Below are 18476 nucleotides of genomic sequence, written 5' to 3' on the forward strand. Positions count from 1 at the left end.
AGTTAAAATGTGTATTATGTTCGTTTTTTTTACTAAAATTGGGCTCTTTTTTATATTAAAAATAATACTGATGAATTCAAGTAAAATTACTGTAATGCTTTTATTTTTAGTTGCTACTGTTCTTGGGCAACAAAAAATTACTGTTGAAAATATCTATAGTGGAGCTTTTCGGGCCAAAGGAATGGACGAACTGCAATCTTTAAAAAATACAGATCAATATACGGTTTTAAATGTTGATCAGGCCAGCAGAACCATGCAGATTGATTTATATGATTTTGCATCCCTCAAAAAAGTATCGAACTTAATAGATACTAAAAATCATGCAGCACTTGCAGACGGAATTGACAGCTACACATTTGATGTTTCAGAAAAAAAGATTTTAATCGCTTGTAATACCAACCAGATTTTTCGTCACTCTTTTACAGCAGATTATTTTTTATATGATATAACTTCTAAATCACTGACAAAACTTTTTGATTTTCAGGTTCAGGAACCCACTTTTTCGCCAGATGGAACTAAAATCGCTTATGCTAAAGAAAATAATCTTTATGTATATGATGTAGCTTCAAAAAAATCGACCCCAATTACTACTGATGGAAAGAAAAATGCAATTATAAATGGTATTACGGATTGGGTTTACGAAGAAGAGTTTGCTTTTGTCCGGGCATTTGACTGGAGCAAAGACAGTAAAAAAATAGCTTACATTCGTTTTGATGAAAGTCAGGTTCCGGAATTTTCGATGTCTATGTTTCATAAAGATTTATATCCAACAATTGAAACATTTAAATATCCGAAAGCAGGAGAAAAAAATTCAGAAGTATCGTTACATATATATGATGTTACTTTGAATACAGCTAAAAAAGTTGAGTTAGGAAATTATAATGACTTTTATATTGCAAGACTGCAATGGACTAATGATAACAATACACTTTCTGCTCAGGTTTTAAATCGCCATCAGGACAATTTGGATTTACTGTTTATTGATGGAACAACTGCTTCCGCAAAAGTGATCCTTAATGAAAAAGACAAAGCTTATGTAGATATTACAGATAATTTGACATTCTTAAAAGAAAACGGTTTTATCTGGACCAGTGAAAAAGACGGATTTAATCATATTTATGTTTATGATAAAAACGGAAAACTTAAAAATCAGGTTACAAAAGGAAACTGGGAAGTAACTTCATACTACGGTTTCGACGAAAAAACTAAAACTATTTTCTACCAGTCTACAGAAAATGGTTCAATCAACAGAGATCTTTACCGAATTGGTTTAGATGGAAAAAACAAAATCCGATTATCTTCAAAAATCGGAACCAATGCAGCTACTTTTAGTCCGAATTTTCAATTCTTCATTAATACTTTCTCGAGTAATTTACAGCCGACTACTTATACTTTAAACGAGGCGAAAACAGGAAAAGAAATTCAGGTAATCGAAGATAACAAAGCTTTAGCTGCTAAATTAGAAGCTTACAATTTGCCTAAAAAAGAATTCTTTGTTTTAAAAACAGCTAAAGGGAACGAATTAAATGCATGGATTTTAAAGCCAAAGGATTTCGACCCTTCTAAAAAATATCCTGTTTTTATGTACCAATATTCCGGTCCGGGATCTCAGCAGGTAAATAACGACTGGAACAATACTGATGACTATTGGTTTTTATCGCTTACGCAACAAGGCTACATTGTAGCTTGCGTTGACGGAAGAGGAACTGGTTTTAAAGGTGCTGATTTCAAAAAAGTAACTCAGAAAGAATTAGGGAAATATGAGGTAGAAGATCAGATTGATGCTGCTAAAGTAATAGGAGCTTATCAGTATGTTGATGCTTCAAGAATTGGAATTTTTGGATGGAGCTATGGAGGTTTTATGGCGTCAAACTGTATTTTTCAGGGGAACGATGTTTTTAAAATGGCTATTGCAGTTGCTCCGGTAACCAACTGGCGTTTTTATGACAGTGTTTATACCGAAAGATATATGCAGACTCCGCAGGAAAATCCAAGTGGTTACGATCAAAACTCTCCAATAAATCATGTTGGTAAACTAAAAGGAAAGTTTTTATTGATTCACGGTTCTGGTGATGATAACGTTCATGTGCAAAACTCTATGCAAATGATGGAAGCTTTAATTCAGGCAAACAAACAGTTCGATTCTCAGATTTATCCGGATAAAAATCATGGAATTTATGGTGGAAAAACCAGAATTCAGCTTTACAATAAAATGACTAACTTTATTAAAGAAAATTTATAAAATAATTTTATCAACTTAAAATAACAATGAATAATATGAAAGAAACTCAAGTGAAATCGGCGCATCCAAAAGGACTTTGGGTATTGTTTGGAACGGAGATGTGGGAGCGGTTCAATTTTTATGGAATGCGGGCTTTATTAACTTTATTTCTTGTGAATTCATTATTAATGAAAGAAGAAGAAGCGTCTTTAATTTATGGAGGTTTTCTTGGACTTTGTTATTTAACGCCAATGCTGGGAGGTTTTGTAGCCGATCGATTTTTGGGTAACAGAAATTGTATTTTATTAGGCGGGCTATTAATGGCAATTGGCCAAATGTTACTGTTTACCAGCGGAAGTGTTTTTGAATCCAACTTAGATTTAGCAAAAATAATTATGTATTCTGCCTTAGGGGTTATTGTTTTTGGTAACGGATTCTTCAAGCCAAATATTTCCAGTATGGTAGGAAGTCTGTATCCGAAACAGGAAAAAACAAAATTAGATAGTGCTTTTACTATTTTCTATATGGGAATTAATATCGGGGCATTTTTAGGCCAGTCGATTTGTCCTTTGCTAGGAGATGTAAAAGATGCAGGAGGTATTAGAGATATCCATGCATTTAGATGGGGATTTATGGCAGCCTCTGTTGCGATGCTTTTAGGAACTATTCTTTTTTACTTCTTAAAAAATAAATATGTGGTTTCTCCGGAAGGAAAGCCATTAGGTGGTTTGCCATCTAAAAATGACGCATCTGATTTTGAAGAAGGAGAAGCTCAAAAAGCTAATTTTTCTAGTAAAGCTTTAATAATTGCCGGAATTGCATTTATTGCATTAGGTTTCTTTTTTCATTACGTTGTAGGTCAGAATTTAATTTATACTTTAATTTATTCCAGTGGTTTGTCGTTAGCAGGATTAATCATTTCTGATATTTCGTTGACTAAAATTGAGAGAGACAGAATTATTGTTATATATATCGTTTCATTCTTTATTATTTTCTTTTGGGCAGCTTTTGAACAGGCTGGATCGTCTTTGACTTTTATTGCCGATAACCAAACTGACAGAAATTTCTTTGGCTGGCAGATGCCTCCTTCAATGGTTCAGATTTTCAACGGACTATTTGTAGTTATACTGGCAGTGCCTTTCAGTGTACTTTGGGATACTTTAAGAGCGAAAGGAAAAGAACCGATCTCTCCAGTGAAATTAGCTGTTGGATTGGTCGTGATTTCTATCAGTTTCTTTATGATTGCCACTCAGGTTTCTTATATTGGAACATCTGGTTTGTTGTTAGTTAAATGGCTTATTTTATTGTATTTTTTAAATACTTGTGCAGAGTTATGTTTGTCTCCGATAGGTTTGTCATTGGTGGGTAAATTATCTCCAAAACGTTTTGCGTCATTATTATATGGAGTGTTCTTTTTATCGAATGCTTCAGGTTATGCATTAGGAGGTACTTTAGGTTCTATTTTGCCGGCTACAGGTGATAAATTTGCAAAAGCAAAAGAATTAGGAATTGATCTTCAGGCAATTTTGGATAATAAAATTACACCGACTGCAGAGCAATTAGCGCTTTTAGATCAACACCAAATTGCTGCTCATAATCACTTTTTTGCAGGATTCGAAATTCATAACTTATATGAATTCTTTATGGTATTTGTTGTTCTTACGGGAATAGCTGCAATTGTACTATTTGCTTTGACCCCATTCCTGAAAAAAATGATGCACGGAGTTCGATAGTATGGAAAACAAAATCACTTTAGAGGAAATTCAAAATTTTGAAGGCAAATACCCAAAGCAATTGTGGTATTTGTTTTTTGTTGAAATGTGGGAGCGTTTTTGTTTCTACGGGATGCGAGGAGTTTTAACTATTTTTATGGTGGATCAGCTTTTTCTGAAAGAAGATCATGCTAATTTACAATATGGTGCTATCCAGGCTTTTGTTTATGCTTTTACTTTTATTGGAGGAATTTTTGCCGATAAAATTTTAGGTTTCAAAAAATCTTTGTTATTTGGAGCGATTGTAATGATTCTTGGAAATCTTTTAATTGCTGTAGCACCACATGATATGTTTTATTATGGTATCGCTTTTTCTATTATTGGAACTGGTTTTTTTAAGCCAAACGTTTCATCAATGGTAGGCGAATTGTATAAGGAAGAAGATGGAAGAAGAGATGCCGGTTACGGAATGTTTTATGCCGGAATAAATGTTGGAGGTCTTTTTGGGGGTGCTTTATGCGTTTATTTAGGCAAATATTATTCTTGGGAACTGTGTTTTTTATCAGCTGCGATTGTAATGTTTTTAGGACTGATTACTTTTTTGGCGACTAAAAAATATCTGGGACCTATTGGTGATTCTCCTTTACTGGAAATGGAAGCAGGAAAAAGAAAAATACGTGAAATTGCTGTTTATGTACTTTCGCTTTTAAGTATTCCGCTTATTTATATAATGGTAAAGAATACAGATTACACAGACTATTTTATGTATACAATCGGGATAGTTGCTGTTTTGTATTTTGCTTATGAATTAGTTAAACTTGGAGATGTAAAACTTCAGAAGAAGTTGTTTGCTGCATTTTTGTTTGTGTTTTTCTATCTTTTATTTAATGCAATTTATGAACAAAGTGGCGGTTCATTGTCACTTTTTGCAAAAGATAATCTAAACGATAAATTGTTGTTCTTTTCAATTGATCCTAATATTGTAAATAATAGTTCCAATACCTTCTTTGTAGTAGTTTTAAGTCCGTTGATTGGTTTGTTATGGATTTGGATGGGCAAAAGAAAAATAGAGCCTAATACATTGATTAAATTTGGAATTGGATTTTTATTTTTGGCTGCTTCATTTTACATTTTTTATCTGACAAAGTTTTTTGCAGACTCCAATGGAATAGCTTCTTTAAATGTGTTTACTTTTGCTTATTTGGTAACTACGATTGGTGAGCTTTGTTTAGGTCCTATCGGAATGTCGATTATTACTAAATTATCTCCAAAAAGATTGTTTGGTATGATGATGGGTTTATGGTTTTTAGCAGCGGCATTTGGACAGTTATTTGCCGGTAAGCTAGGTGCTGAAATTTCTAAATCAAATACAGGCGACACATTACTTTCGAAGTTGCAATCTTATACAGAAGGGTACTATCAACTGGCAATTTATTCTCTAATAGCGGGAGTTGTTCTAATTGCAATTTCACCATTCATTAAAAAATTAATGCAGGAAGTAAAATAGGTATTTTACAATGCTATTTTGTTTAAATTTGAAAAAAAAAATTAAATTAACATGAAAAAAATATTTATACTAACATTTTTTATAATAGGTTCTTTTGCTTTACAAGCCCAGGAACAAAACTGGCACACAGATGTAAAGGAAGCAATAGCACTCAGCAATAAGGAAAAAAAACCTTTGATGATGTTTTTTACAGGAAGTGACTGGTGTGGCTGGTGTATTCGTTTGCAAAATGAGGTGCTCAAAACGCCTGAATTTCAAAAATGGGCTAAAGAAAATGTAATTTTGGTTGAATTGGATTATCCTAGAAGAACTCCTCAGACTCCAGAGATAAAGAATCAAAACGCCGAATTGCAACAAGCTTTTGGAATACAAGGTTTTCCAACTGTTTATTTTACAAATGCAGAAAGTAAAGATGGGAAAGTAAATTTTAAAGGACTTGGAAACACCGGTTATGTTGCCGGAGGCCCTACGGCATGGCTGGCAGTTGCTGACGGGATAATCAAATCTCAAAAAATGTAAAAAAAGATTTTTACAATAATTATGATCCTCTCACTTTAAAAAGTGAGGGGATTTTTTTTAGTAAGAAAATATATTACATTTTTTTGATGATTATTTGTGCAATGTTTTATTTTGATAAAATATTGCATTTAAAAAAACACATTATATAATTTTAATGCTAAAAAACCTTGTAGAATTAAAATATAATGTTAATTTCGTTTTGCTAACAAACCAAATCTTTATACTATGATAAAAAAATTACTCCTACTAATTTTATTTTTAGGGTCAATTACTTTCCAGGCTCAAAATTTAGTTTGGAAGACGAGCATGGATGCTGCCATAACTGCCAGCAATGATGAGAATAAGCCAATGTTGATCTTTTTCACTTCTTCAAGTGCACCAAATAATCTTCAAAACGAAGTTTTTAAAACACCCGATTTTGCCGTTTGGTCAAGAGATAATGTTATTTTAGTTAAATTAGATCTTTCTGATGCTAATGCATCGGATGTTGATAAAGAACAAAATGTTAAACTTAAAAATGCATTCGGAGTTGAAGATTTGCCAGAAGTTTGTTTTGCAAATGCTTCTATTAGAAAAAGTAAAACAACATTTCAGGCACTTGGCAAATTAGGTTATAAGCCGGGAGGTGCTAAAGCATGGATTTCTGAGTCTGATGCTATCTTGCATCCAAGCGAATAAAATTTTAATAGAACAATTTGTAATATCCCTTTTCATTCGTCGGATGAAAAGGGATATTTTGTTTCAAACAAGTCGCTTTCCAATATTTCTGAATGGTATATGAATTAGATGCATCGGCGATAATTATTTTAGGATGCAAACTTTTTAAAATTCGATCCAGATTAATTTTTGGCGACTGAATTAAAATTAAAATATCAGGTTGAATCTTTTTTTGATAAAGACAGGAACTATCAATGATAGAAATCTTTTGGCCATTAAAATATAGCGTGTTTTTAATTTTTGTTTCTTTTTTTAATCTGCTAAAATTGGCAACCAGATAAGAATTTAAAATGTTGTTTTTTGATGCTTCCTTTAAAAAACTATCGCTGCAAAAAAAAGTAACACCTTCTTCATTTTTCTCAGAAATAATTGTTTTTTTCTTCATGTTGTATACAATAATTTCCTGTTGTCTCTGTGTATTTTTTTTAGTGAACAGAAAAGAAAGCTGTAAAATAATTATGGATAACAGAACTCCGGTTAATTTTAAAAAATTTGGTTTTTTTATCCAGATTATGGTGACTGTTATCGATAAGTAGAAGGCAAACAGATAGTAATTATTGAAACTGATATTTTTGATTACAAACGAATCAAAAGAAGCTACAAAATGAATTACCGTATTTAACGTGTAAATACTTTTTTCTAAGATTTGAATTAAAAATACTGGCGCAATATTAAAAACAGCCAAAATCATGACGATTATTCCAACAATCATGATTAAGGACAGAATGGGAATAATAACAATATTAGTCACAAAAAATAATCCGGGAAATTGATGAAAATAATAGAGGCAAAGTGGCAATGTTCCAATTTGTGCCGCAAAGGAAACAGTTAAGACATTCCAGATATTTATAATAATTTTGTTCTTAGGATCCCATAAGCTCTTCAATATTGGCTGTAACCAAAGAATAAAAAATAAAGCTAAATAACTCAACTGGAAGCCTATATCAAATAAAAAGTAAGGTTCAAAAAGTAATATTAAAAGTATGGAGACCAATAAAGTATGATAGGTGTTTCCGTTTCGTCGTAAATGATTTCCAATTGCCAGAAATGAAAACATGACAACAGAACGTAAAACACAGGGCGATAAACCTGAAATTATAGCAAAAATGATCAGTGAAGTTAAAATGGCAATTAATTTTATAAACGATCCTTTAGGTGTATTTCCAATTGGTTTTAGAACAAAAGCAATAAATAACATTATAAAACCGACATGAAGCCCTGAAACTGAAAGGATGTGTGTAGCGCCGGAAAATTGATAATCCTGAATAATATCTTGTGATATTTCTTGCCTTTGTCCTAAAATGAGTGCTAAGGCTACATTCATTTCAACAGGATTAAAATGGTTTCGGGTAAGATTATTTATAATCCTTGAATGTAATTTTGCAGTATAATACCATATATCTTTTTTAATGGTTTTGCAAACGCTGATTTCTGATTTTGTAGTGTAAATCTGTGCATAAATCTGTTTGTCATTTAAGTATTTACTGTAATCAAACTGATTCGGGTTTTTAGGTAAAGGGTTGTTTTGTAAAGTAGTTTTTAAACGAATTATATTTCCAATTAGTAGTGAATTTGGCAAGCTGTCTTTTTGAATATTTATTATAGTTCTGCCTGAATATTTTTGATTTTCAATTTGGCTAATCAAAGCAATATATCTGTCGTTATAATCATTGCCTTTTAATTTCTCCCGCAAACAGAGCGTTATAAATTGTGGCTTCTCAAAAGCTTTTTTACAATTCGTATAATTTGTCTTTTGTAGAGATTCAGTATGAAATAATAAAGTCAGGCAGCCAATAAAAAAGGATACCAGATATGTAGTGATACTAAAAAATGAAAGGTATTTATTCTGCGTACGGGATAAAAAATAAGAAATCGCAAATAGAAGCATTACGATTATTAAAGCAGAATATGTAAAAGATAAATCTGATTGTGCATAATAGGAGAATATTATGCCGATTATAAAACAGATTGTAATCTTAGTCAAAGGGAAATTTAATACTTTCATTCGATAAAAGTATTAAAAATTGTAGGAAATTTACTTGTTTCATTTAGATTTATTTGAGTATTCTGTTAACCTGGATAAATGAGTTTTTATAATATAGTTCTTTTGTAGAAGAAATAATTACTCCTTTAGATGTAGAAGAATGGATAAATTTTATTTCGTCAGGACTAACTTCTGTTATAAGTCCAACATGATTAATTTGCCTGCTTTTATTGGTTTTAAAGAAAATTAAATCTCCTTTTTTAGCCTCATCAATGTTGATTATTTTTCCAATTTTCGATTGTTCATAAGAACTTCTGGGTAGTTTAATGTTTTCAGATTCAAAAGTAGAAAAGACTAATCCGGAACAATCAAAACCTGCTTTGGTTGTGCCGGCTGCTTTATACCGAACACCAATATTGGCAGTTGCTGTCTTAATCAAATTATTTACAATATATTTTTTATCATGTGCCGACTCTTTGCTTACAGCATTTGAACCTGTTTTACAGGAAACTAACATAATAGATAATAAAATCAGTAAGATTATTTTTTTCAAAACGATGAGATTATTATTTTTTTAAATCTGCAACAATAAGTTTGGCCGTTTTTTTACTGGCTCCAATTCCTCCAAGTTTTTGTTCTAAGATATCGTATTTTTTTAATAGCTCTTGACGAGAATCAGGAGTTAGTAATTTTTGCAGTTCTTCCTTAATTCTTTTTGTGTTACAATCATTTTGAATCAATTCGGTCACTACTTCTTCATCCATGATTAAATTAACCAGAGAAATGTATTTTAGGGTAATAATACGTTTTGCAATTTGATAGGATGCCCAGCTTCCTTTATAACAAACAACTTCCGGAACTTTAAAAAGCGCAGTTTCTAAAGTTGCTGTTCCTGAAGTTACTAAAGCTGCTGTTGAAGACTGAAGCAAATCATACGTTTTATTCGAAATGAATTTGATGTTTTTATTTGATATAAACTGTTGGTAAAACTCAAAATCCTGGCTGGGTGCACCGGCAATTACAAATTGATAATCTTTAAAATCATCAACTATGCTTAGCATTACGCTCAGCATTTTTGTAATTTCCTGTTTGCGGCTGCCCGGTAAAAGTGCAATGATTGGTTTTTCGCTTAATTGATTATTTTTTCTAAAAACAGCTTCATCAAAAGCAGGCTGGTTGTGAATCGCATCGATTAGCGGATGTCCTACAAATTCTACAGGAAAGTGATGTTTGTCTTCGTAAAAGTTTTTTTCGAAAGGTAAAATCACAAACATTTTATCAACATCACGTTTGATTGCGGTAATACGATTCTCTTTCCATGCCCAAATTTGGGGTGAAATGTAATAATGAGTTTTATAATGTAATTCTTTAGCCCATTGTGCAATTCGCATATTGAAGCCCGGATAATCAATAAAAATGATAACATCCGGCTGGAATTCTGAAATATCTTTTTTGCAGAATTTAATATTATTCAAAATGGTTTTTAAGTTAAAAATCACTTCGATAAAACCCATGAAAGCCAATTCACGATAATGTTTTACAAGAGTTCCGCCTGTCTTTTGCATTAAATCTCCTCCCCAAAATCTAATTTCGGCACCTGGATCTTCTTCATATAGCGCTTTCATTAAATTAGATCCGTGAAGATCACCCGATGCTTCGCCTGCAATGATATAATATTTCATATGTAGATAATATTTCTTTTAAAAGAAATTCTGCCTTTGTTTGGTAAAGGCAAAACATAATGCAAAGATAATAACTTAAGCCAGCAAAGTCGAAATTGCCAAAACAATCACGGCTAAAATGACTCCGCCAGCCATAGATTCTTTGTCTTTTTTAAGCAAAACAGCGAAAACAGCAAGGTCTAAAGTTGTGCCTAATGTAATGACTTTTCCTAAATAACCATTTTCTTTGATGGTTTGAATTCCTGATGAGATATCAAATTTCGTAAAAAATGTAATAAACAAACAGCTCCCAAGCAGTGACGTGAAAATTCCTAATATAAAACCTAAAAGAATGTCTTTTTTATTCATTTAAATTCCATGTATTTAATTGTTGAATAGTATGATGTGCAGTTAAATCAAATTGAACAGGAACAACAGAAACATATCCATTTTCCAATGCCCACTCATCTGTATCATCTCCTTTGTCCTGATTAACAAACTCACCTGAAAGCCAATAATAATCCTTTCCAAAAGGGGTTTGGCGTTTGTCAAATTTTTCTTGCCACATAGCCTTTGCCTGTCTGCAAATTTTAATCCCTTTGATTTCATTTTCCTTTAGTTTCGGAAAATTGACATTTAATATAACGCCCAGAGGTAATTTTTTTTCAAGGGTCTCCAGAACTATTTTTTTTACAAATGATTTCACCGGTTCAAAATCAGCATTCCAATTGTAATCTGATAATGAAAAACCTATAGCGGGGATTCCCTCTATTCCTGCTTCAACAGCTGCACTCATAGTACCGGAATAAATTACATTTATAGAAGAATTTGATCCATGATTAATTCCGGATACACACAAATCGGGTTTTCTTTTTAAAATTTCATTCACAGCCAGTTTTACGCAATCTACAGGAGTTCCTGAACAGCTATATTGCGTTATAGAGTCATTTTCTTTTGAGATTTTGTCTAGATATAACGTGTTGTTGATTGTAATGGCATGTCCCATGGCACTTTGCGGTTTGTCGGGAGCTACAACAATTACTTCGCCAATAGTTTCCATAACAGAAATTAAAGTTCTGATGCCAGGAGCAGAAATGCCATCATCATTAGTTACTAATATTAAAGGCTTTTTGTCTTTCATGGTAAAATATTGAAGATATAAGATTTGAAGACAAATGTAGGAACAGATTTTATTAGAATACTAACAAATAAATTAAAATTTGTCAACTAAATTATTGAAGCTTTTTGCGATTCAAAGATTTTTATATCTTTAACAAAAAATTATAGTAGTCTTGGCTTTATTGGCTTGGTTTTTACTATAACTTAGATAAAAAAATTGATGAATGCTATTATTAAATTTATGAAACGAAATTATAAAATCCTTATAGCTGTATTGTGTTTGTCTGTAACTTTGTTTGCATTCAAAATTAATGCAGATAAAACAGTTGATCCGGATCCAAATAAAGATAAAATGCTTTTGGAGCTCTTGGCATTTGTTATAGAAAAAGGCCATTATAGCCCACCTCCGATAGACGATGAATTTTCAAAAGGAATTTTTAAGGATTATATTGATGCTCTTGATCCATCTAAAAGATTTTTTCTTCAATCTGATATTGATGAATTTAAGCAATATGAATTAATGCTGGATGATCAGTTCATTAATAAAGATTTGACGTTTTTTAACCTTACCTATACAAGGTTGATGAAACGTATGGAAGAAAGCAAAAAAAGATACAAAGTGCTGTTGGCACAACCATTCAATTATAATGTTGACGAAACTTTTAATGCAGATTATGAGAAGATTCCGTATGCGAAAAATACAGTTGAAATAAACGAAAGATGGAGAAAGCAAATTAAGCTGTCAACTCTTTCGTCTCTGGTAACAAAACAAAAGTTAGAGGAAGATAAAAAGAAAACAGATCCGGCTTATAAAGTAAAATCTTTTGAGGTTTTGGAGAAAGAGACCCGCGAAAGTTCTCTTAAATCATTAGATGATAATTTTAGTTTAATAAAGGATTTGGATAAGCAAGATTGGTTCTCTGTATATGTAAACTCAATTATGACCCGTTTTGACCCTCATACAAGCTATTTTGCACCGGAAGAAAAAGATCGTTTTGACGTAAACATTAGTGGAAAATTAGAAGGTATTGGTGCTCGTTTAACTAAGAAAAACGATTTTACCCAAATTGATGAATTGATTTCAGGAGGTCCGGCCTGGAAAGGAAAGGAACTTGAAGCTGGTGATTTAATTCTAAAAGTTGCACAAGGTAAGGATGAGCCTGTAGATGTTGTGGGAATGCGTCTGGATGATGTTGTAAAAAAAATAAAAGGTCATAAAGGAACCGAAGTAAGACTTACAGTAAAAAAGGTTGACGGAAGCATTAAAGTAATCTCAATTATAAGAGATGTAGTTGAAATTGAAGAAACATATGCGAAATCAAGTATTGTTGAAAGAAACGGATTAAAATATGGAGTGATTTATTTGCCTAAGTTTTATATCGATTTTGAAAACAAAGATGGTCGTGATGCCGGTAAAGACATTGCATTGGAAGTTGAAAGACTGAAAAAAGAAAACATCAGCGGGATTGTGTTAGATGTACGTGATGATGGTGGTGGATCTCTTTCTACAGTAGTTGATATTGCCGGATTATTTATAGAAGAAGGCCCAATTGTCCAGGTAAAATCTGCTGGAAAAAAGAAAGAGGTTTTATATGATAAAGATAAAAAAATTGAGTGGGACGGACCTTTAGTAATAATGGTAAACAGTTTCTCTGCTTCGGCATCTGAGATATTAGCGGCTGCAATTCAGGATTACAAACGTGGTGTAATCATTGGGAGTAAACAAACTTATGGTAAAGGTACTGTTCAGACAGTTATCGATTTAAATCAGTTTGTTCGAAATAGTGAGTTTGGAGATTTTGGAGCTTTGAAAGCAACAGCTCAAAAATTCTATAGAATTAATGGGGGCTCTACACAGTTAGAAGGTGTAAAAAGTGATGTTGTGATGCCAGATCGTTATGCATATTTAAAAATGGGTGAGCGTGATATGGATAATGCTATGCCTTGGGACAAAATTGATCCGGCAAACTATAATATATGGAATCCGAATGAGAACTTTAATCAGGCTATTGCAAACAGCAAACTTAGAATTGCTCAGAATCCTCAATTTAAATTAATAGAGGATAATGCTAAATGGATTGATGTTAAAAACAAAGAAAACACATACAGCCTGAATATTAAAAGTTTTAAAGCTACACAGGAACAAGTAGAAAGTGAAGGCAAAAAATACAAACCAATTGCTGATTACAAGAATAATTTGATTTTTAAATCATTACCTTATGAAAATCTTGAAATGGCTAATGATGCTTCTTTAAAAGAAAAAAGAGAAGCCTGGCATCAGGCTTTAGCAAAAGATGTTTATGTGGAAGAAGCTTTGAATGTATTAGATGATTTACAGTCAAAAAGCAATACTAATAAACAAACTAATTCTTCTAAAATGAAAAAAGATAAATTAGTTAAATCTTAATTTTTAAAATTAATTAAACTTATATAAAGTTAGAGCTCCATATTTTTAATTTATGGAGCTTTTTTTTAATACTCACTGAAAATGAAAAAAGTACTCGTTTTATTTTTAATAGCACTATTTATTGTCTCTTGCAAAAAAGATGAAAATGAAAATAAAAAAATATTACTGGTCCAAAATACCTTTGTTGTTTCAAAACAAAACATTTCACAAGCAGTTTATACAACTTCATATTTGCCCACTTCGACAACACGACAAATTGTAAAACATGATTACTATACATTATCGTACAATGAAAAATTTGAACAGGCAGAATGGGTGGCATATGAATTAAAAAAAGAATATTTAAAGAATAATGATTTCAAAAGACCTTATTTTATTGAAGATCCTAAGGTAACAACAGGTTCCGCAGACTGGAGAAATTATAAGAAATCTGGTTATGACAAAGGACATCTTTGCCCGGCAGGTGATATGGAGTTTGATAAAAAGGCATATGATGATACCTTTTACACTTCGAATATATCACCTCAAAACCATGATTTTAATAGTGGAATTTGGAATCGTTTGGAAAATAAAGTGCGATATTGGGCCGAGAAGTATAATGATGTTTATGTAGTTACCGGAGGTGTTTTGAAGGATTCGGATAAAAAAATAGGAACAGAAGAGGTTTCTGTTCCTAAATATTTTTATAAAATTGTTTTGACTAAATCAGGAAAAGAACATAAAGCAATTGCTTTTTTAATTCCGAATGAAAAAAGTCAAAAAGGAATTTATGAGTTTGTTGTTCCTGTTGAAACTTTAGAAAAAATGACCGGAATTGATTTCTTTCCTAATTTAAAAAACTTAAAAAGCAGTAAGGACTTTTAAATCAGCAATAGTTGTTGTTGGGTTTTCTGCTTTAAAAACAAAACTTCCGGCAACTAAAACATCAGCTCCTGCTTCTACTAATTGTTTTGCATTTTTATTGGTTACACCACCATCAATTTCGATTAATGTTGAAGCATTTTTACGGGTAATTAAATCTTTAAGTTTTTTAATTTTAGTATAGGTGTTTTCAATAAATGACTGGCCTCCAAAACCTGGATTTACACTCATAATACAAACTAAGTCAATGTCGTTTATTACATCTTCTAATAAATCAATATTTGTATGAGGATTAATGGCAACTCCGGCTTTCATACCTTCAGCTTTGATAGCTTGTAATGTTCTGTGAAGATGGGTACAGGCTTCGTAATGTACAGTTAAATTATTAGCACCTAAATCTGCAAAAGTTTTGATGTATCTGTCAGGATCAACAATCATTAAATGTACGTCGATTGTTTTTGTTGCATGTTTTGAAATAGCTTCTAAAACTGGCATTCCAAAAGAGATATTCGGTACAAAAACTCCATCCATAATATCAATATGAAACCAATCAGCCTGACTGTTATTGATCATTTCGACATCACGTTGTAAATTGGCAAAATCAGCTGCAAGAACAGAAGGAGCAATAAGTGTATTCTTCATTATGTGTAGTTGTGTTTAATGTAGAGGTACAAAGAGTCTCTCTACAAGTAGTTTATTTTTTGCAAAGGTAATTATAAAAAATAAAAAACTCCGGTAATCAGCCGGAGTTTCAATCATCAATCAAAAAACGAACAGTCAATCAAACTGTTGTTTACGGTAAAAACTCCAAATTATAAATTCCAAATTCCAATTTTAGTTGGGATTTGGAATTTTAAATATTTGAAATTTAATATTGTTATCCTAAATAAGTTTTAAGGATTTTACTTCTGGAAGTATGTTTCAATCTGCGGATTGCTTTTTCTTTAATCTGGCGAACACGCTCACGGGTTAAATCAAAAGTTTCTCCAATTTCTTCAAGAGTCATTGGGTGCTGGTCACCAAGACCAAAATACAAACGAACAACATCAGCCTCTCTTGGTGTTAATGTTTCTAATGAACGCTCAATTTCAGTACGCAAAGATTCGTGAATCAACTCTCTGTCAGGATTTGGAGATTCGCCAGAACGTAAAACGTCATAAAGGTTAGAATCTTCTCCCTCAACAAGAGGTGCATCCATTGATAAGTGACGGCCAGAGTTTTTCATAGACTCTTTTACATCATTTACGGTCATGTCAAGTTCTTTTGCAATTTCCTCAGCAGAAGGTGGGCGTTCATTAGATTGCTCTAATAATGCATACATTTTGTTGATTTTATTGATAGAACCAATTTTGTTTAATGGTAAACGAACAATACGGGATTGCTCTGCCAAAGCTTGCAGGATCGATTGACGAATCCACCAAACTGCGTAAGAGATAAATTTGAAACCACGAGTTTCATCAAAACGTTGAGCCGCTTTAATCAAACCTAAGTTTCCTTCGTTAATTAAATCAGGAAGAGTTAATCCTTGATTTTGATATTGTTTAGCAACCGAAACGACGAAACGCAGGTTGGCTTTTGTAAGTTTTTCTAAAGCTCTTTGATCACCGGCCTTTATTCTTTGTGCTAATTCTACCTCTTCGTCAGCGGTAATCAGGTCAACTTTTCCGATTTCTTGCAGATATTTATCTAACGATGCAGTTTCACGATTAGTTACCTGCTTGGTGATTTTAAGTTGTCTCATTGTATTGTCTCCTTATTTTTAAAGTGTACAAATGATTATACGTAATAAGGTTTCAAAAAGTTACAAAAAAGATTTTTAATTTTTCTCTGGATTCATTTTTAATGAATAAAAATTGTGTATGTGCTTGAATTACTTTTGATTAATAGCTTTTTAAAGTTGTAAATTAATTTAAAAAATAAAAAATAGACTATTGAAAATAATGAATATTTAAAATATAAAGTGCTATTTAACGCTAATCGTTTTAGAAACATAAATCGGTTGTCCGCTTTCTGTAAAACCTTCTAAAATAACTTCAAAATCGCCTTTAATATCTGATGTGTAAAAAGATAAGGTATCTTCTTTTTTATCTAAGAAGAGGTTTGGTTCCCATAATAATTGATATCTGTAGTCGGGAATTCTTTTCAAATTATTTCCGGCTGAATAATCAGGATTATAATATACTTTTTTCGGATTTGGTCGTTGAATTTCAATTGTTTTCAGATATTTTTTTGCATATGTAGTCGCAAAATCACTGTTTTTGGTTTCAAAACTAATCATTCCTCCATACAGATTTGGGCCATAAACATATGGCTCATTGATAAGGCTTACTTTGTCAACATTCCCCATATTGTAATCAAACAAATCACTAGGATCCTGTATTAATAAACCATCAACAAGAACCAGAGGTGGACCGTATATTTCTAAATCTTTATGATCATTTCGCACACGTAATTTGTATTTGCCGTTTTCCTTACGATAATAAAGTTCTATAATGACTTCTACGATACTTTCTTTTAACGTTGGGAAACGCGTATAATCATCAAGTGCATATGTCTTTTCTATAGTGTTAAAAAACGGATTTATTACAGCCTCGGTTGCTAAACTATCTTTTTTAATTTGATAGTATGCATTCTGGATTTGACTTGCAGTTGATCTTTCTTCTATATCTTTTTTTAGATCAGGAGTTAAATTAAGTTTTGATCTAAAATGTAATCCTGAAGTATCAAATTTAGGAAAAGGATCAAAAACAATAGTATAATCGACACTTTTATCATCCAAAACCTGAACTATTGCATTGGAAAAATTTGGAAATTTGTCCAGTAAAAAAGCAAATTTTCCCTGAGCATTTGTTTTAACTATTTTTAAAACAAATTCTTTTCCCGGTAAAGAAAGCGAAAGAGATTTTTCATTTACAGGAAGATTGTTTTTAGATACGATTGTACCGGTAATTAATTCTGATCTTAATTCAGGTATGTAAATAAAAGAAGTTTCATTGTAATTCGGGTAATTATTAGTTCTTTTGGTAATAAATTCCTGAGGACTTAATTGTTTTAAAGTTGGGATATTGTCAATTTTTCGGATTGACAAGGAGTAATTGCCTTTTTCTATTGTTTCTGTTAGTGATTTTATTTTAATATTGACTTTATCTCTGGTATAATAACTTTCCTTGTCCAATTCAAAATCCACTCTCTTTTCATCGTTTAAAATTGAAGATCCTGAACTTTGAACAGTTGAAATGGTGCTTTTTGAAGTGACATCAAAAGTTACATTTTCATTCGGTTCCTGAGTTTGAAATGGATTAATAATAAAAATATCTATTTCATGCGTCTGGGATTTAGGATTGTTAAGCATCCATTTTGTGTAAGCAATTATCTTATAGCTACCCGTTTTTAGAGTAGTTGGTATAAAATATTCCCCAGATCCAATTCCTTTTTCCAGATAAACTTTGTTTTTTTGAAACGAATTTTTGCTGTTATCAACCAATTCGATATAAGCAATTTTGCTAATCAGACTTGGTGTGTTATTTGTCGTATTTAAGGAATATAATTTATAAAACAAAGTTTCACCCGTTAGAAAAGTTGTTGTATTGACATTCAGAAAAATCGTTTCCTGCATTGAGGTGTTTAAACTTTTGTTTTGAGAAATGCTGTTTTGAGCGGAAGCAAAAAAAGTGCCTGTTAACAAAACTGTCAAAAATAAAATTGGTTTGATTTTATGCAAAATATTTGTTTTATTGTATGTAGAAAATGTTCTCATAAATTTTAAAG

General features: G+C 31.8%; 15 protein-coding genes. 7 read left to right on the plus strand and 8 right to left on the minus strand.

The window, feature by feature from the left end:
* Positions 1 to 70: 70 nt before the first annotated feature.
* The 5 genes from DMB68_RS11445 to DMB68_RS11465 all read left to right on the plus strand — a co-directional run bounded on the left by DMB68_RS11445 (position 71) and on the right by DMB68_RS11465 (position 6637).
* Positions 71 to 2242: a S9 family peptidase gene (locus DMB68_RS11445; RefSeq protein ID WP_110346796.1), complete on the plus strand. Its 2172-nt coding sequence runs from the start codon at positions 71 to 73 to the stop codon at positions 2240 to 2242.
* 35 nt (positions 2243 to 2277) lie between these two features.
* Entirely contained in the window at positions 2278 to 3954 is a 1677-nt protein-coding gene (locus DMB68_RS11450) for a peptide MFS transporter (RefSeq protein WP_110347090.1), read from the plus strand.
* 1 nt (position 3955) lies between these two features.
* A complete protein-coding gene (locus DMB68_RS11455; protein WP_110346797.1) occupies positions 3956 to 5440 on the plus strand; it encodes a peptide MFS transporter in 1485 nt (494 codons plus the stop codon).
* Positions 5441 to 5491: 51 nt separating this feature from the next.
* Positions 5492 to 5959 carry a thioredoxin family protein gene (locus tag DMB68_RS11460; protein WP_110346798.1) on the plus strand — a complete coding sequence of 156 codons (468 nt, stop codon included), beginning with the start codon at positions 5492 to 5494 and terminating at the stop codon, positions 5957 to 5959.
* A 225-nt stretch (positions 5960 to 6184) separates the two neighbouring features.
* Positions 6185 to 6637, plus strand: coding sequence for a thioredoxin family protein (locus DMB68_RS11465; RefSeq protein WP_110346799.1), 453 nt, complete (start codon positions 6185 to 6187; stop codon positions 6635 to 6637).
* 4 nt (positions 6638 to 6641) lie between these two features.
* On the opposite strand, the gene DMB68_RS11470 is transcribed toward DMB68_RS11465, so the two are convergent.
* From DMB68_RS11470 to surE, 5 genes are all read right to left on the minus strand, one after another.
* Positions 6642 to 8681 (minus strand): ComEC/Rec2 family competence protein, encoded by a 2040-nt coding sequence (locus tag DMB68_RS11470; protein WP_110346800.1) that lies wholly within the window; start codon positions 8679 to 8681, stop codon positions 6642 to 6644.
* A 49-nt stretch (positions 8682 to 8730) separates the two neighbouring features.
* Entirely contained in the window at positions 8731 to 9213 is a 483-nt protein-coding gene (locus tag DMB68_RS11475; protein WP_110346801.1) for a C40 family peptidase, read from the minus strand.
* 13 nt (positions 9214 to 9226) lie between these two features.
* Positions 9227 to 10342 (minus strand): lipid-A-disaccharide synthase, encoded by a 1116-nt coding sequence (gene lpxB, locus DMB68_RS11480; protein WP_110346802.1) that lies wholly within the window; start codon positions 10340 to 10342, stop codon positions 9227 to 9229.
* A 75-nt stretch (positions 10343 to 10417) separates the two neighbouring features.
* Positions 10418 to 10690 carry a hypothetical protein gene (locus tag DMB68_RS11485; protein WP_110346803.1) on the minus strand — a complete coding sequence of 91 codons (273 nt, stop codon included), beginning with the start codon at positions 10688 to 10690 and terminating at the stop codon, positions 10418 to 10420.
* A complete protein-coding gene (gene surE, locus DMB68_RS11490; protein WP_110346804.1) occupies positions 10683 to 11462 on the minus strand; it encodes a 5'/3'-nucleotidase SurE in 780 nt (259 codons plus the stop codon). Before surE ends, DMB68_RS11485 begins: the two co-directional genes overlap by 8 nt.
* A gap of 198 nt (positions 11463 to 11660) precedes the next feature.
* Between surE and DMB68_RS11495 the strand changes: the two genes are divergently transcribed.
* Positions 11661 to 13847, plus strand: coding sequence for a carboxy terminal-processing peptidase (locus DMB68_RS11495; RefSeq protein ID WP_110346805.1), 2187 nt, complete (start codon positions 11661 to 11663; stop codon positions 13845 to 13847).
* 81 nt (positions 13848 to 13928) lie between these two features.
* Positions 13929 to 14711 carry a DNA/RNA non-specific endonuclease gene (locus DMB68_RS11500; protein WP_110346806.1) on the plus strand — a complete coding sequence of 261 codons (783 nt, stop codon included), beginning with the start codon at positions 13929 to 13931 and terminating at the stop codon, positions 14709 to 14711.
* Here DMB68_RS11500 and rpe read toward each other — a convergent pair.
* The 3 genes from rpe to DMB68_RS11515 all read right to left on the minus strand — a co-directional run bounded on the left by rpe (position 14688) and on the right by DMB68_RS11515 (position 18465).
* Positions 14688 to 15350, minus strand: a complete 663-nt coding sequence (rpe, locus tag DMB68_RS11505; RefSeq protein WP_110346807.1) for a ribulose-phosphate 3-epimerase — start codon at positions 15348 to 15350, stop codon at positions 14688 to 14690. The two genes, DMB68_RS11500 and rpe, sit on opposite strands and share 24 nt — an antisense overlap.
* Before the next feature lie 235 nt (positions 15351 to 15585).
* Entirely contained in the window at positions 15586 to 16449 is an 864-nt protein-coding gene (locus DMB68_RS11510) for a sigma-70 family RNA polymerase sigma factor (protein ID WP_007804760.1), read from the minus strand.
* Between the two features lie 222 nt (positions 16450 to 16671).
* Complete coding sequence (locus tag DMB68_RS11515) at positions 16672 to 18465, minus strand: hypothetical protein (protein ID WP_110346808.1); 1794 nt, start codon at positions 18463 to 18465, stop codon at positions 16672 to 16674.
* Between the last annotated feature and the right edge of the window lie 11 nt (positions 18466 to 18476).

It is taken from the genome of Flavobacterium hydrophilum, assembly GCF_003202405.1.
Lineage (GTDB): Bacteria > Bacteroidota > Bacteroidia > Flavobacteriales > Flavobacteriaceae > Flavobacterium > Flavobacterium hydrophilum.

What these genes read in the sequence shown, in the direction of transcription:
- DMB68_RS11445 (WP_110346796.1), top strand. Translation starts at nt 71, where the DNA reads ATGAATTCAAGTAAAATTACTGTAATGCTTTTATTTTTAGTTGCTACT.
- DMB68_RS11450 (WP_110347090.1), top strand. Translation starts at nt 2,278, where the DNA reads ATGAAAGAAACTCAAGTGAAATCGGCGCATCCAAAAGGACTTTGGGTA.
- DMB68_RS11455 (WP_110346797.1), top strand. Translation starts at nt 3,956, where the DNA reads ATGGAAAACAAAATCACTTTAGAGGAAATTCAAAATTTTGAAGGCAAA.
- DMB68_RS11460 (WP_110346798.1), top strand. Translation starts at nt 5,492, where the DNA reads ATGAAAAAAATATTTATACTAACATTTTTTATAATAGGTTCTTTTGCT.
- DMB68_RS11465 (WP_110346799.1), top strand. Translation starts at nt 6,185, where the DNA reads ATGATAAAAAAATTACTCCTACTAATTTTATTTTTAGGGTCAATTACT.
- DMB68_RS11470 (WP_110346800.1), bottom strand. Translation starts at nt 8,681, where the DNA reads ATGAAAGTATTAAATTTCCCTTTGACTAAGATTACAATCTGTTTTATA.
- lpxB (WP_110346802.1), bottom strand. Translation starts at nt 10,342, where the DNA reads ATGAAATATTATATCATTGCAGGCGAAGCATCGGGTGATCTTCACGGA.
- DMB68_RS11485 (WP_110346803.1), bottom strand. Translation starts at nt 10,690, where the DNA reads ATGAATAAAAAAGACATTCTTTTAGGTTTTATATTAGGAATTTTCACG.
- surE (WP_110346804.1), bottom strand. Translation starts at nt 11,462, where the DNA reads ATGAAAGACAAAAAGCCTTTAATATTAGTAACTAATGATGATGGCATT.
- DMB68_RS11495 (WP_110346805.1), top strand. Translation starts at nt 11,661, where the DNA reads ATGAATGCTATTATTAAATTTATGAAACGAAATTATAAAATCCTTATA.
- DMB68_RS11500 (WP_110346806.1), top strand. Translation starts at nt 13,929, where the DNA reads ATGAAAAAAGTACTCGTTTTATTTTTAATAGCACTATTTATTGTCTCT.
- rpe (WP_110346807.1), bottom strand. Translation starts at nt 15,350, where the DNA reads ATGAAGAATACACTTATTGCTCCTTCTGTTCTTGCAGCTGATTTTGCC.
- DMB68_RS11510 (WP_007804760.1), bottom strand. Translation starts at nt 16,449, where the DNA reads ATGAGACAACTTAAAATCACCAAGCAGGTAACTAATCGTGAAACTGCA.
- DMB68_RS11515 (WP_110346808.1), bottom strand. Translation starts at nt 18,465, where the DNA reads ATGAGAACATTTTCTACATACAATAAAACAAATATTTTGCATAAAATC.